General features: G+C 37.5%; 12 protein-coding genes. 7 read left to right on the forward strand and 5 right to left on the reverse strand.

Annotated elements, in window-relative coordinates; genetic code table 11:
• Positions 1-132 precede the first annotated feature (132 nt).
• The 5 genes from secD (at position 133) to BCF58_RS09980 (ending at position 6,384) form a co-directional block, all read left to right on the forward strand.
• Positions 133-3,045, forward strand: a complete 2,913-nt coding sequence (gene secD / locus BCF58_RS09960) for a protein translocase subunit SecD (RefSeq protein WP_121461639.1) — start codon at positions 133-135, stop codon at positions 3,043-3,045.
• A 119-nt stretch (positions 3,046-3,164) separates the two neighbouring features.
• The gene (locus BCF58_RS09965; protein WP_121461640.1) at positions 3,165-4,403 is read left to right on the forward strand and encodes a TCR/Tet family MFS transporter; all 1,239 of its coding nucleotides are present in this window, start codon (positions 3,165-3,167) and stop codon (positions 4,401-4,403) included.
• A gap of 269 nt (positions 4,404-4,672) precedes the next feature.
• On the forward strand, positions 4,673-5,002 hold the full coding sequence (locus BCF58_RS09970) for a Sec-independent protein translocase subunit TatA/TatB (RefSeq protein WP_121461641.1): 330 nt from the start codon (positions 4,673-4,675) through the stop codon (positions 5,000-5,002).
• 3 nt (positions 5,003-5,005) lie between these two features.
• Entirely contained in the window at positions 5,006-5,572 is a 567-nt protein-coding gene (locus BCF58_RS09975) for a phosphatase PAP2 family protein (RefSeq protein ID WP_121461642.1), read from the forward strand.
• Positions 5,569-6,384 (forward strand): tetratricopeptide repeat protein, encoded by an 816-nt coding sequence (locus tag BCF58_RS09980; RefSeq protein WP_121461643.1) that lies wholly within the window; start codon positions 5,569-5,571, stop codon positions 6,382-6,384. Before BCF58_RS09975 ends, BCF58_RS09980 begins: the two co-directional genes overlap by 4 nt.
• A 52-nt stretch (positions 6,385-6,436) precedes the next feature.
• Here BCF58_RS09980 and rlmH read toward each other — a convergent pair whose 3' ends face one another.
• Positions 6,437-6,910: a 23S rRNA (pseudouridine(1915)-N(3))-methyltransferase RlmH gene (gene rlmH / locus BCF58_RS09985; protein ID WP_121461644.1), complete on the reverse strand. Its 474-nt coding sequence runs from the start codon at positions 6,908-6,910 to the stop codon at positions 6,437-6,439.
• A gap of 90 nt (positions 6,911-7,000) precedes the next feature.
• On the opposite strand from rlmH, the gene BCF58_RS09990 reads away from it, so the two are divergent.
• Both BCF58_RS09990 and BCF58_RS09995 read left to right on the forward strand, forming a co-directional pair.
• Positions 7,001-8,002: a YihY/virulence factor BrkB family protein gene (locus BCF58_RS09990; RefSeq protein WP_121461645.1), complete on the forward strand. Its 1,002-nt coding sequence runs from the start codon at positions 7,001-7,003 to the stop codon at positions 8,000-8,002.
• A gap of 63 nt (positions 8,003-8,065) precedes the next feature.
• The gene (locus BCF58_RS09995) at positions 8,066-8,440 is read left to right on the forward strand and encodes a hypothetical protein (RefSeq protein ID WP_121461646.1); all 375 of its coding nucleotides are present in this window, start codon (positions 8,066-8,068) and stop codon (positions 8,438-8,440) included.
• Here the strand turns inward: BCF58_RS09995 and nhaA are convergent.
• From nhaA to acs, 4 genes are all read right to left on the reverse strand, one after another.
• Positions 8,388-9,569 carry a Na+/H+ antiporter NhaA gene (gene nhaA, locus BCF58_RS10000; RefSeq protein ID WP_121461647.1) on the reverse strand — a complete coding sequence of 394 codons (1,182 nt, stop codon included), beginning with the start codon at positions 9,567-9,569 and terminating at the stop codon, positions 8,388-8,390. The genes BCF58_RS09995 and nhaA overlap by 53 nt on opposite strands.
• Positions 9,570-9,578: 9 nt before the next feature.
• Positions 9,579-11,783 (reverse strand): RelA/SpoT family protein, encoded by a 2,205-nt coding sequence (locus BCF58_RS10005; protein ID WP_121461648.1) that lies wholly within the window; start codon positions 11,781-11,783, stop codon positions 9,579-9,581.
• A 116-nt stretch (positions 11,784-11,899) separates the two neighbouring features.
• Positions 11,900-12,265, reverse strand: coding sequence for a hypothetical protein (locus BCF58_RS10010; protein WP_121462034.1), 366 nt, complete (start codon positions 12,263-12,265; stop codon positions 11,900-11,902).
• Positions 12,266-12,493: 228 nt separating this feature from the next.
• Positions 12,494-14,404 (reverse strand): acetate--CoA ligase, encoded by a 1,911-nt coding sequence (gene acs / locus BCF58_RS10015; RefSeq protein ID WP_121461649.1) that lies wholly within the window; start codon positions 14,402-14,404, stop codon positions 12,494-12,496.
• Positions 14,405-14,445: the final 41 nt, after the last annotated feature.

A 14,445-nucleotide genomic window follows, 5' to 3' on the forward strand; every position in this document is an offset into this window, starting at 1 on the left:
AAATTGAAAAATGTGGAATGATTGATAAAAAACCGATATCCCTGAAAATAAACGATTTCTGATGTTAAAAAATTCATAAAATAGAAAGAAATCATTATATTTGCCGACTTAATTTAACGTAGTTATAACAAAATGCAAGGAAAAGGACTTATTACAATTGTTGCTATTGTATTAGGGTTAATTTGCTTAAATGAGCTATTACCGACCTGGTACGCCAGCAAAATTGAAAAGCAGGCGACTGCTGTAGCAGGAGACAATCCGGAGAAGTATCAGAAAGAAATTGCAAGACTTTCTAAAGATACTCTGAACCTGGGGTTCACAAAACTTTATTACACCAAAGCGAAAGACAAGGAAATGAAACTTGGTCTTGACCTGAAAGGGGGAATCAATGTTCTTTTGGAGATCAACCAGAGAGATTTGGTGAATGATTTAACCAATTATTCTACGAATCCTGTTCTTATTGAAGCTTTAAACAAAACGGATGAAGCCCAGAAGAATTCCACAAGATCTTATATTGATAATTTCTTCGAACAGTTCGATGCTGTAAACAAAGCAAAAGGAACCAATCTTAAACTTGCAGATCCGGAAATTTTCGGAAATACCAACCTTACAGAGATCAAGTATAATACCAGTGATGAGCAGGTAAAAAGCATCATTAAAAAAAGAATTGACCTTTCTGTAGGAACTGCTTTTGAAGTAATCAGAACGAGAATCGATAAGTTGGGAGCTATCCAGCCGAATGTTCAGAGAGTTCCGGGAACCGCAAGAATTTCTGTGGAAATGCCTGGTATGAAGGACATTGACAAGGTAAAGAAAATGCTTCAGACTTCTGCGAAACTTCAATTCTGGGAAGTACAGCAAATTCCTGAAGTTGCCCCTTATTTCCAGACTTTGACTACCATGGTAGCGGTGAAAGGAGATTCAATGGGAGTGGCTAAAAATGTGAACTTCATGAACCTTATGCAAGGTGGAAAATCTGCTAATCCAAGTTCTGTAGGAAGTGTAAAACTATCAGATACAGCTGTTGTAAATAAGATTTTAAACAGCAAAGTAGCTCAGTCCTTACGTCCTGCAAACATTAAATATACTCAATTCATGTGGGGATACAAGCCGGAAGCCACAGATGCCGAAAGCTTAGTATTGTATGCTGTAAGAGGAAACGTTAACCAAAAAGCTCCGGTAGATGGTGCTGTTGAAACTGCTAACATCAGCTATGATGAGTTGGGAAGAGTAGTGGTAGATATGCAGATGGATTCTAAGGGAGCGAAAGATTGGAAAACTTTAACAGAGAAAAACGTTGGTAAACCGGTAGCGGTAACTCTTGATAACAGAGTATATACTGCACCAAACGTAGTAAATGCTATTCCTAACGGTAGAACTCAGATCTCAGGAAATTTCTCTCAAGATGAAGCTAAAGAATTAGTAGACGTTCTGGGAGCGGGTAAACTTCCTGCAGGTGCAAAAGTAGTTCAGGCTACTCAGGTAGGTCCGTCTTTAGGGCAGGAGTCTATTGATGCAGGTTTCATGTCATTTATTATAGCATTCCTTATCATTATCGTTTATATCATTTTCTATTACGGTGGTGCGGGAGTATATGCGGTAATTGCAATGATCATCAACTTATTCTATATTTTCGGTATCATGGATTCAGGAGATTTTACTCTTACGCTTCCTGGTATCGCGGGTATTGTTCTTACGATGGCGGTGGCAGTAGATACCAACGTTATTATTTATGAAAGGACCAAAGAAGAATTATTTGCAGGAAAAGGGATCTTGGAAGCTTATAAAGATGGTTTCAAGCATGCCTTAAATGCGATTATCGATGGTCACAGTACGACTTTCCTTACGGCGGTAGTATTATTCTTCTTCGGAACAGGACCTATCAAAGGTTTTGCATTGACACTGATGATCGGTATCGCAATGACCTTATTTACTTCAGTATTGCTTTCAAGAGTAATGATCTTCAGCAGACTGAATAAAGGAAAAGGTCTTTCTGTATGGACGCCTCCAACGAAGAACTTATTCAGAAATACATGGATTGATTTTATTGGGAAAAGAAAATATGCTTATATCATTTCTGCTATTTTAACAGCGATCTGTATCGGATCTATCTTTACTCATGGGTTTAAATATGGTATTGACTTCACAGGAGGTAGAAACTATGTGGTAAGATTTGATAAAGAAGTAAATGCGAATGATGTTGAAGAAAATTTAGTAAAGCTATTCAAAACAGAAGATGGTAAGAATTCATCTGTAGAAGCTAAAACTTTCGGAAACAACAAGCAATTGAAAATCTCTACGGATTATCTTATCGAAGATGAATCTTTAAAAGCTGACCAGACAATTGAACAGAAATTATACGAAGGGTTAAAATCAGATTTACCGGCTGGAATTACATTAAAAGATTTCAAAGCGGCTGATAAAGACCATGCTGGAATTATTTCTTCTGAAAAAGTTGGTCCTACTGTCGCTGATGATATTAAAACTCATGGTATTTTTGCTGTGGTAGGTGCTTTAGCAATTATCTTCATCTATATCCTGGTAAGATTTAGAAAATGGCAATTCTCTCTTGGTGCTGTTGCGGCTCTATTCCACGATGCGGTGATCGTTTTAGGAGCATATTCTTTGCTTCACAAATATATGCCGTTCAATATGGAGATCAACCAGGATTTCATTGCTGCGATCCTTACGGTTTTAGGATACTCAATCAATGATACCGTGATTATCTTCGACAGAATCAGAGAATATCTGAGAGAAAAGAAAGCGATTACATTGGCCGGATTATTTGATGATTCTATTTCCAGTACGCTAGGTAGAACATTCAACACTTCATTCACTACGATCCTTGTAATTTTGGCAATCTTCATTTTCGGTGGAGACAACCTGAGAGGATTTATGTTTGCCATGTTGATCGGTATCGGATTCGGTACCTATTCATCTATCTTCATCGCTTCGGCAATCGCTTATGATTTCCTTAAGAAAGGAAAAGAAGAGGAAGTTCATGGTAAGTCTACCAGTAATAAAGAAGTCCTTGCTTCAAAATAACAATAAACTACAATAAAAAAGGCCTTTCGTTTCGAAAGGCTTTTTTTGTGAGTATACTACTTTTTAATGTTTCTTATTTAGAATAATTATTTTTCAGATTTCATTAATTTTGCACAATTATGGAAAACTCAAAGAAAAAAGCGGCTATCGGCTTCATATTTATCACCTTGCTGATTGATATTACAGGATGGGGAATCATTATTCCCGTTGTTCCTAAATTGATCGAAGAACTCATTCACAGTGATATCAGTGAAGCTGCAAAATATGGAGGCTGGCTTGGTTTTGCATATGCATTCACTCAATTTATATTTTCTCCGATAGTGGGGAATTTAAGCGACAAATACGGACGGAGGCCAATCATATTGATCTCTTTGTTCGGATTTGCGGTAGACTATATTCTACTTGCCCTTTCTCCAACGATCTGGTGGTTATTTGCAGGAAGAGTGATTGCGGGAATTACGGGAGCCAGTGTTACTACGGCGAGTGCATATATTGCTGATATTTCTACTGATGAAGACAGAGCGAAGAATTTTGGACTGATTGGGGCTGCCTTCGGTCTAGGGTTTATTATCGGGCCTGTTCTGGGAGGTCTTTTGGGGCATTATGGTTCCAGGGTTCCTTTTTACGCAGCGGCAGGTTTATGTTTACTGAATTTCCTGTACGGATATTTCATACTTCCTGAAAGTCTGGATAAAGACAAAAGAAGAGGTTTCAGCTGGAAGCGTGCGAATCCTGTCGGGTCATTCAAATTTTTAGGAAAGCACCCCGAAATTTCAGGGCTTATTGTTGCCCTTATTTTAATTTATATTGCCGGACATGCCGTACAAAGTAACTGGAGCTTTTTCACTATGTATAAATTCAGCTGGACAGAAAAGATGGTGGGAATTTCCCTTGGAGTAGTAGGATTATTGGTAGGTATTGTTCAGGGAGGTTTAATACGATGGACAACTCCGAGATTGGGGGAACAGAAAAGTATCTATTACGGTTTGGCTCTTTATGCCATAGGAATGCTGCTGTTTGCCTTTGCAACCAAGGGATGGATGATGTTTGTATTCCTTATTCCGTATTGTTTAGGCGGAATTTGTGGCCCGGCACTTCAATCTGTTATCACCAAAAGTGTTCCTTCTAATGAGCAAGGTGAATTGCAGGGAGCCTTAACAAGTTTAATGAGTGCTACGTCTATTATCGGGCCCCCGATGATGACCAACCTCTTTTATTATTTTACTCATGATGAAGCACCATTCAAGTTTTCAGGCGCACCGTTCTTTTTAGCTTTTATTTTAATGGCGATCAGTGTAATCGTCACTTATATGAATTTTAAGAAAAAAGAAGAAGTCAAGAAAGAGATCATTGAATAATAAAAACCAGGGAAGCAATACATTGCTTCCCTGGTCTGATAATATAATACGGAAAGAATGTTATACAGATTGTTTGTATATTAAATTTACATAAAATTATATCTAATTCTCTTTCTATAGAATTAATTTTCAATGAATTTTGTATAAATCCATTATTAAGTGCCAGAGCCTGTATGATTTTTTCATGATAAATCTTAAAATTTATTTAAAATTGAGATATCATAAGTAACTTGTGTTATAATATGTATAATCTTTCGTAATTTTACACCATGGAATTAAGCTTTGGAGAAATGGCATTGATTGCGGTGGCAATTGTTGTATTATTCGGACCGGATAAACTTCCTCAGATTGCACGTGACCTAGGATCAGGTGTAAGAAAAATGCGTGGTGCTGTGGAGGACATCAAAACGGAGATTATGAAAGAAACGGATAACCCTGTTTCCGAAATCAAGCGTGAAATAGAGAAGGTAAAAGATGCAGCAAAAGACTTTAATCCCATGAAAGATATTGAAAAGGATATCATTACCGAACCGTCCTCCGGACCCGAAAAACCGAAACCTTCAGAAGATGAAACCTATGAAGGGCCTGTAAGCAGATAATTCATGGAGGAGATCATTCAGGAAGATAAAAAAATCTTTTTATATCTCAATAATTTAGGAGATACTGCTTTTGATCAGTTTTGGTTACTGATTTCAAGTACATGGTTATGGATTCCTTTATATATTATTTTTCTTTATTTCTTATACAAGAATTACCAATTAAGATCACTGATCTATATTCTTCTTTTCATTGCTATCGGAGTTACTGTTTCAGATCAGTTAGCCGGAATATTCAAATATGGTGTTGCCAGATTAAGACCTTGCCATGATCCTGAATTGGAGCATCATATGCGAATTGTAAAATGTGGCGGATCTTTTGGATTTTATTCGGCACATGCATCCAATACGTTTTTTTTAGCGACTTATTTAAGTATTTTGCTCAAAAATAAACTTAATTGGTTTCCTTATGTTATATTTGTATGGGCTGTTGTGGTTTCCTACAGCCGTATATATTTAGGAGTACATTTCCCAATAGATATTTTGATGGGGGCGTTGGTTGGATTTTTATTGGGAGGGCTGTTTGCCACACTCGCCAAAAAAGTCATCAACAAACAAAATATAACCTCATGAAAAAATATTTATTACTTTTATCACTTGCTGTTACCTCATTTAATGTCTATGCTCAGGATGCAAAAGCAGCCGAAGAATGTTTCAAAAAAGCAGATTACAAATGTGCAGAAGAGCAATATTCCAAATTAGCAGATAAAGAGCAGATTCAAAAATTTCAATCCGAGTATTATAACCAGTTAGGAACTGCGCAAAGAAGGCTGGGAAAAACAGCACAGGCTTTTAAGTCTTATGAATCAGCCTTGAAATCCAACCCCATGTCGGCTTCCGTATATGCTAATCTGGCGTCCCTGCACAGCCAGAGAGGCAGCAAAACAAAAGCATTGGAATATATTGATAAAGGGCTGCAAATAGACCCGGAAAACGTAGATATGTATCTTACCCGTGCTAAAGTTTATGACAGTCAGGGTAAGAAAGATCAGGCGGTAAAAGAACTAAACCATATTTTAAGCTTTGCGCCGGAAAATTTATTTGCCAGAACAGGTTTGGCCAATCTGAAAAAGAACAATGGCGATCTGGAAGGAGCGTTAAAAGATTATAACCAATTGATTTCAGAAAAGCCTGAATCTCTATTATATAACGGAAGGGCTGACCTTTATCTGAAGATGAAGAAAACTAAGGAGGCACTTACAGATATCAACAAAGCCATTTCCATCGATTCCAAGTTTTCAACATCCTATGTCACGAAGGCACTGATATTATTTGATACCCAGAAGCCTAAAGAAGCCTGTGCAAATCTGGATAAAGCCGTGAGTCTTGGGTATGAGAAAGCTTTGTTAACGGAATATTATTCCAAATGTCCTGTAAAAAAGTAATTAAAAACGGTTCCGGCGCAACATTTCATGTTGCGCCGGAACCGTTTTTAATTTAATCGTTATGATATGGTTTCCCCTGTAAAATCTGATCGGCACGGTATAATTGTTCAACGATGAACAGCCGGATCATCTGATGGGTAAAAGTCATTTTGGATAAAGACATTTTTTCATTGGCCCTGCTATAGATATCTTCTGAAAATCCATAAGCTCCGCCGATCAAAAGATGGATTTTTTTTACTGAAGAATTCATCCAGTTGTCTATTGTATGGGAGAATTCCCTACTGGTAAATTGTTTTCCCTTTTCGTCCAGAATGACGACAAGATCATTTTTATCTATGTGATTCAGAAATAATTTAGCTTCTTCTTTTTTGAGAAGGTCCGGGGAAAGGTTCTTTGCATTTTTAATATCAGGAATTTCGGTGATCTCAAAATTCCAATGTTTAGGCAGACGGTTGAGATAATAATTGATTAGAGAAGTGATCTCCTTATCATCTGTTTTACCGATACAAAGTAGACTGATTCGCATTTGTTTTTCAATAAAAGAGCTCAAAGATATTCATAAATTAGATTTTTTTCATATTTTCATCATGTTTTTTTAACTCCTATAAATCAATAGATGGGTATAAAGGTTCCAAAATTTATCTTGAAAATTCAAGACTTCTTTGATGATATACATATTCCTGTTTTAGGAATATCGCTTTGGCAGATGTTCCAGATCTATATATCAGGGATTTTTAAAGGGCAGATAGGGCGGAAGGCTGCCGCTATTTCCTGGAGCTTTACCATCAGTTTATTTCCATTTTTACTCTTTTTGTTATCTGTGCTGCCGTATATGCCGCATTATGATAAGCTGCAATTTTATATTTTCGAGGTGTTGATTCATAATGTTTTCCCTTCTAATATGGAAACAGATGTCCGGGATTATATAGAAAAAAGTATAGTTCCCAACATGAGGGGAATCAGTAATCTGACAATCATTCTGGCGTTGGTGTTCGCTACAAACGGAACATTTTCCCTGATTAACGGATTCAATGAAAATACGGATGAAAAACTGAGTGATGTAAAAGAATTTATTCTTTCGTTTTTTATTACCATAGGGTTTATCAGCATTGTATTCCTGGCACTTTTCGGGGTGTATTATGTAGAGGTTGTGATGAAACTCTTTACTCCGGCTTATGATATTTCATGGCTGGTGAATAACTTATCTAAAATTATCGGATTTGTTTCTTTTCCGGTATTCTACTTTATTTTATTGGCTTTGTTTTATTGGTTGGGAACCGTTAGGATTACGAGATTCAGACAAGCGGTACCGGGAGCTATCCTCACCACTATTTTGTTTGTCCTTACCACATATATTTTCGCCATTTATGTGAAGGATATTGCGAGATATAACGTTCTCTACGGATCCATCGGAAGTATGATCCTGCTCATGGTTTGGGTGAATGTAAATGTCTATTTATTATTATTTGGAAGCGAGCTTAATATGGCTATCAGAAAGCTCAGAATAGAGAAATTACTGTCCGATGAGCTTAAAAAAGAAGCATCCCATTTTCATGGAGAAGTTACCGAACCTGATCTGAACGTTGATGAAGAACATAACAGAAAACTTGAACAATAAATGAACCCATCTAAGTATTTGATTTTTGTCTTACTTTTTAGCCTTTCTTCCTGCAATTATATTATGGACGAGGTTTATCGTGACAAGGAAGAAGAAAACTATACCACACCTTATATGGGAAAATGGCAAGGTAGCTATACCGGAGACGAAAATGGGACTCTGACTTTAAATGTAAATAAAAATGGATCAATAGAAGTCATACTATCTTCAGGCAATTTCCAGGAAACCTTTTATGTTTCTTTGTTAGGCGGCGGAAGCGGATCTATATACAGCAATTCCGGTTCTGCAACAGGATTTATCCTATACGGAAATTTTGGAATCCAAATCCGGGACATGGACAAAAGGAGACCTGAAAGGAAGCTGGAGTGTAGTGAAAAATTAAATATTATTCTTCTTCGTTTTCTTCTATATGGTGGACGGAATTTATCTTTAAAATAATAAATCCAAGGACAGCCGCTAAAAAAGAGGCAACCAGAATAGCAAATTTGGCTTCATCCTGAATCTGAATCTCATTTTTAAAGGAAAGCAGGGCAATGAAAATAGACATCGTAAATCCGATACCCGCCAGAAAACCTACACCCAACATTTGCGTCCAGGAGCTTCCGTGAGGCAAAGTACTGAGTCTGGTTTTGATGGCAATGAATGAAAACAAGTTGATGCCAAGCAGTTTTCCAATAACCAGCCCACTGATAATTCCAATTCCCAAAGAGCTCGTTAATCCTTCAAGCATTTCAGTATTAAAGGTAATATTCGTATTGGCTAAAGCAAAAACGGGCATGATAAGAAAGCTTACGGGGAAATGTAGTTGATGCTCCAATTTTTCCAATGGGGAAATTTCCACATGAGAGGCGTTCGTCGGTATGGAAAATGCTAATATAACCCCTGCAATGGTGGCATGAATTCCGGAATGGTGCAGGAAATACCATAAAAATAACCCCGGAATAATATATAAAATAATCCTGGTAACCTTCAGGAAATTCAGAAGGAATAATAGAACGGAAACACCAACAGATAAAAAGAGGTAGGTCCAGTGTATCTGTTCCGTATAGAAAATGGCAATTACTAAAATAGCTCCCAGGTCATCTACAATAGCCAATGCAGCCAGGAAAATCTTGATGGAATTGGGAACCTTATTTCCCAACATGGAAATGATAGCCAAAGAAAAGGCAATGTCCGTAGCCATAGGAATTCCCCATCCATTACTGTATGTGGTACCAATATTGAAAATACCGAAAATAACTGCAGGAACAAGCATTCCGCCTATAGCAGCAATAATGGGCAATGATGCATTTTTAAAAGAAGAAAGTTCTCCCTCTACAAGCTCACGTTTGATTTCCAACCCTACCAAAAGAAAAAAAACCGCCATCAAACCATCATTGATCCATATGCTTACAGGATACGTAAGATGAAAAAGAGAGATACCCACTTTCTTGTCTAAAAATCTCTGAAAATCTTCAGCAATATTGGAATTGGCGATAAGTAAAGAAAGCAATACACAAACAATAAGGAGTATTCCTGATGATTGATTACTTTTGAAAAATTTTTTAAAGTAGAGTGTTAAATTCATTGTTTAAGATTATAGCCGCCTTACTCTCGATACCCCATTAATGGTTCTAAGCTTTTTAAATGATTCTTCCAATTGGACCTTGTTTTTTACTTCCAGAGTGATATTCCCGGTAAATACTCCGTCATTGGACTCAATAGACATACTTTTCATATCCATTCCCATAGAATTACTGATTACAGCGGTAATATCGTTAATCATACCCATTCTGTCAAGCCCTTCGATCTCAATTTTCACACGGTTTTTAAAGCTTTCGGCATTTACCCATTTTGCAGGAATCACCCGATAATCGTATTGTGCTCTTAAGTTGATGGCATTGGGGCAGTTATCATTATGAACCTTTATCCCGTCAGAAATTGTAATGAAACCGAATATTTTATCACCCGGAATTACCGTACAGCATTTGGCATAACTGTAATTCAGCTTCTCTTCATCTTTTCCGAAGACAATCATATCAAGATTGGTTTCCTTCGGTTCTTCAAATACCTGGTTTTTAGCCGGTGATTTTCTGAATCTGGAAAGTAAATTATTGAAGACGTTTTTACTTTCAATATATTTCCTTAAGCTGCTTGCATCCAGTTCATTGGTCTGGAATTTCAGGAACAGTTCCTGGGAGGTTTTCAGATTGAAAAACTTCTGAAGCTTATTAACCTCCTCATCATTGAAGTTGATTTTGGCATGTCGCAGTTTTCTCTGCAGAATTTCTTTTCCTTCTTCAACCAATTGGTTTTTCTGTGAATTCAGGAAACTTTTAATTTTTGATTTGGCTTTTGAAGTTACCACGAACTCCAGCCAGTCGGATTTCGGTTTCTGATTCTGGGAAGAAAGAATATCCACCTGATCTCCGTTTTGCAGAACATAAGAAATGGGAACCAGCTTTCCGTTGATCTTGGCGCCTAAGCACTTCATTCCTAAATCCGAGTGTACGGAAAAAGCAAAATCCAGGGCGGTGGCATTGGTAGGCAATATTTTAATTTCTCCCTTCGGAGTAAATACAAAAACTTCTTTAGAATATAAATTAAGCTTGATATTATCTAATAATTCGGAAGTGGAAAGATTCTGCTGCTGTTCCAATACCTCCCGGATTTCTGTGACCCATCTTTCAAAATTCCGGTCTTCAGAGCTCTGCTTATAGCCTTCTTTATATTTATAATGGGCAGCAACACCTTTTTCGGCAATTTCGTCCATTCTTTCGGAGCGGATCTGGACCTCTATCCATTTTTTATCAGGCCCTAAAACCGTTAAATGTAAACTTTCATATCCTGTAGCACGAGGTTGGGTTATCCAGTCACGCATTCTGGAAGGGTTACTGTGATAGACATCCGTAACGATAGAATAGATTTTCCAGGCCAGGAACTTTTCATTTTTGGCATCCGACTTGTAGATGATCCTGATCGCATAATTATCGAATACTTCTTCAAAAGAAACTCCCTGCTTCAGCATTTTCCTGTAAATGGAAGAAATGGCTTTGGCACGGCCCTTAATAGTAAAGTTCAGGCCTTCTTCCTTTAATCTTTTGGAAACCTCCTTTTTGAACTCTTCAATATACCTTTCCCTGTTTTCTTTGGCCAGCTCCAATTTTTCCGTGATCTCATTGTAAACATCCGGATTATTGTATTTTAAGGAGAGGTCTTCAAGCTCGGATTTTATGTTATATAAGCCGAGACGGTGAGCCATTGGGGCATAAATATAAACCGTTTCTGACGCGATCTTCTTTTGCTTGTCAGGAGCCATACTTTCCAATGTACGCATATTGTGAAGACGGTCTGCGATTTTGATCAGAATTACCCTGAAATCTTCAGATAATGTCAGCAACAGTTTCCTGTAGTTTTCTGACTGTACAGAGATATTCTGGTGATTCATAATAGAGATTTTCGTAAGCCCGTTCACAATATTGGCTATTTTCTCTCCAAAAATCTTTTTGATATCCTCGTAGGTATAATCGGAATCTTCTATGACATCATGCAGTAAGGCGCAGGCAATAGAAGTGGCACCCAAGCCTATTTCTGTCGCAACAATTTTTGCAACGGCAATAGGATGATAGATATAAGGTTCTCCTGTTTTTCGTCTTTGGTCTTTATGAGCATCCAGCGCTATATCAAAAGCTTTTCGGATCAGTTTATTGTTTTCCTCATCAAGACTCCGGTACGTGTTAGAAATCAGGTCCTTATATCGAGTAAGTATTTCTTTGTTTTCTTGTTCTAAGTTATAACTCATTTGTGTAAAAAGCCTATATTCAGACGAAAATACGAAATTTTTTCCAGTTTTCAAACCGCAAAAAATCCGTAGAATGCTCTACGGATTTCCGGTTATTAGAATTTTAGTTTTTATGGTTAGAATTTTACTTCAGAATCGATCCCGTTACTGGATGCTTTTATTCTGACATCGGGGCTGTCGTGAATTTCTGCCTTGCTCCTTGCATCAATGAACCTTCTGATACTATGGTAGTTGGCCTGATCAATTCCCATATTTTCAAATAAATAGGTTTTCAGTGCTGCATTTTGACTGAAAACATCTTTGGCATTCTCTGTTTGACTTTGATCTTTAACTGATACACTCGCCAGGTATTGGGAGTTATGGTGACTTTCATCAAGATACACAATGTAATCTGAATTTCTGAAACCGGAGCTTTCTAAATCCGCTTCAAGCTTTTTGTAATCGCTGTGATGTGCAAATAATCCAGCTAATATATTTGACATAGCAATAGTTTTAAAATTGTACTTAAAGTTAATCATTATTTCCTATTGTTTTGAAAAATAAGTAAAAAATTTATCAATTAATTATTTTATCTATAACATAATCTTAAATATTTGAAATTATCTATATTAAACAAATGTTTAATTTATGGTGGTATTAAATCATTTTTAGAGTTATGACATTTTGTTTATTAAATAAAAAATGGGCTTTAGCCCATTTTTTAAGATTACCTAATTGATTCTTTCATTTTTGATTTCCTCAACAATTTCAGGGTTCAATAGTGTGGAAATATCTCCGAAATTACTGAAATCGCCCTCAGCAATTTTTCTCAGAATTCTACGCATGATTTTCCCGGAACGTGTTTTTGGAAGTCCGGAAACAAACTGTATTTTATCAAGTTTGGCAATAGGTCCTATCTGATCAGAGATCAATTGATTGATTTCTTTTTTTAAGTTTTCCTTGTCACGTCCTTCTCCGGATTCTTTTAAAATAACAAAGCCGTATAATGCATTCCCTTTAATATCATGGGGGTACCCTACAATTGCAGATTCCGCCACGGCAGGATGTTCGTTGATGCTGTCTTCAATAGGTGCTGTGCCTAAATTGTGTCCTGAAACAATGATGACATCGTCTACACGGCCGGTAATTCTGTAATATCCGACTTCGTCTCTCAATGCACCGTCGCCAGTGAAATATTTCCCGGGAAAAGCCGTAAAATAGGTCTCTTTATATCTCTGATGATCGCCCCAAATTGTCCTTGCAATTCCCGGCCAGGGAAAGCGGATACAAAGGTTTCCGGTTACCTGGTTGCCCGTGATTTCATTCCGTTTGTCATCCATCAGAACAGGCTGAACTCCGGGTAAGGGAAGCGTTGCATACGTAGGCTTTGTAGGGGTAATGAAAGGAATAGGAGAGATCATGATTCCGCCCGTTTCTGTTTGCCACCACGTATCGACAATTGGACATTTTTTCTTTCCGACATGATCATTAAACCAATGCCATGCTTCATCATTGATAGGCTCACCAACGGACCCGATTACTTTTAATGTGCTTAAATCATGCTTATCTACCCATTCCGCACTTTCTTTTGCCAATGAACGGATAGCTGTAGGAGCCGTATAGAATTGAGTGACTTTATGTTTTTCAATCACTTCCCAGAATCTGTCCGGTTCAGGATACGTGGGAACTCCTTCAAAAATGACGGTGGTAGCACCATTTAACAAAGGACCGTACAGAATGTATGAGTGACCTGTAATCCAGCCAATGTCCGCGGTACACCAATAAATATCGTTTTCCTTATAATTGAATACGTTTTTAAAAGTATAAGCCGTATACACCATATAGCCTGCACAGGTATGAAGCATTCCTTTTGGTTTCCCCGTAGAACCGGAAGTATACAAGATAAAAAGCGGATCTTCGGCATCCATGATCACCGTAACGAAATCTGCAGAAGCCTTTTCATATAAATCAGCCATCCAGAAGTCTCTTCCTTCTTTTATTTTTACCTCATTGTTGGTTCTCTTTACAACCAAAACTTTTTCAACGGTCGGCGTTTTCTCTAAGGCTTCATCAACGATACTTTTTAAATCCAGGACTTTATTGCCTCTGTAGCTTCCATCTGAAGTGATCACCATTTTTGCCTCACAGTCATTAACTCTTGAAGCCACTGCGGAAGCTGAAAACCCTGCAAAAATAACAGAATGGACAGCTCCCAATTTCGCACAGGCCAACATCGTTACGGCCAATTCCGGGATCATCGGAAGATAAATGCAGACTCTGTCTCCTTTTTCGATACCCATTTCTTTTAAAACATTGGCTGTTTTATTGACCCTCTTATAGAGCTCGTTGTAGGAAATATGCTGTGCCTGCTCTTTCGGATCATTGGGTTCCCAGATAATGGCTGTTTTATCGCCTCTTTCGGAAAGATGCCTGTCCAGGCAGTTTTTGGTGATATTTAATTTGGCATTCTTGAACCAGGTGATTTTCGCTTCATTCATATCATATTTTACCACCTTGCTCCATCTCTGATACCACACAAAATTCTGATCAGCGATCTTGTCCCAGAACTTTTTCGGATTTTTGATGGACTTTTTATATTCTTCAAAGTAATGCGGTAAATCTTCTATTAGGTAATTTCTCATATCCCTTCCGTTTTTGAATTTAATTTTTTATATTTTAATGT

Source organism: Chryseobacterium defluvii, from assembly GCF_003634775.1.
In the GTDB taxonomy this organism is placed as follows: Bacteria; Bacteroidota; Bacteroidia; order Flavobacteriales; family Weeksellaceae; genus Chryseobacterium; species Chryseobacterium defluvii.

Coding starts and splice junctions, on each gene's coding strand:
- BCF58_RS10010 (WP_121462034.1), bottom strand. CDS start 12,265: ATGTCAAATATATTAGCTGGATTATTTGCACATCACAGCGATTACAAA.
- nhaA (WP_121461647.1), bottom strand. CDS start 9,569: ATGAATTTAACACTCTACTTTAAAAAATTTTTCAAAAGTAATCAATCA.
- BCF58_RS09965 (WP_121461640.1), top strand. CDS start 3,165: ATGGAAAACTCAAAGAAAAAAGCGGCTATCGGCTTCATATTTATCACC.
- rlmH (WP_121461644.1), bottom strand. CDS start 6,910: ATGCGAATCAGTCTACTTTGTATCGGTAAAACAGATGATAAGGAGATC.
- BCF58_RS09980 (WP_121461643.1), top strand. CDS start 5,569: ATGAAAAAATATTTATTACTTTTATCACTTGCTGTTACCTCATTTAAT.
- BCF58_RS09995 (WP_121461646.1), top strand. CDS start 8,066: ATGGACGAGGTTTATCGTGACAAGGAAGAAGAAAACTATACCACACCT.
- BCF58_RS09990 (WP_121461645.1), top strand. CDS start 7,001: ATGGGTATAAAGGTTCCAAAATTTATCTTGAAAATTCAAGACTTCTTT.
- acs (WP_121461649.1), bottom strand. CDS start 14,404: ATGAGAAATTACCTAATAGAAGATTTACCGCATTACTTTGAAGAATAT.
- BCF58_RS10005 (WP_121461648.1), bottom strand. CDS start 11,783: ATGAGTTATAACTTAGAACAAGAAAACAAAGAAATACTTACTCGATAT.
- secD (WP_121461639.1), top strand. CDS start 133: ATGCAAGGAAAAGGACTTATTACAATTGTTGCTATTGTATTAGGGTTA.
- BCF58_RS09975 (WP_121461642.1), top strand. CDS start 5,006: ATGGAGGAGATCATTCAGGAAGATAAAAAAATCTTTTTATATCTCAAT.
- BCF58_RS09970 (WP_121461641.1), top strand. CDS start 4,673: ATGGAATTAAGCTTTGGAGAAATGGCATTGATTGCGGTGGCAATTGTT.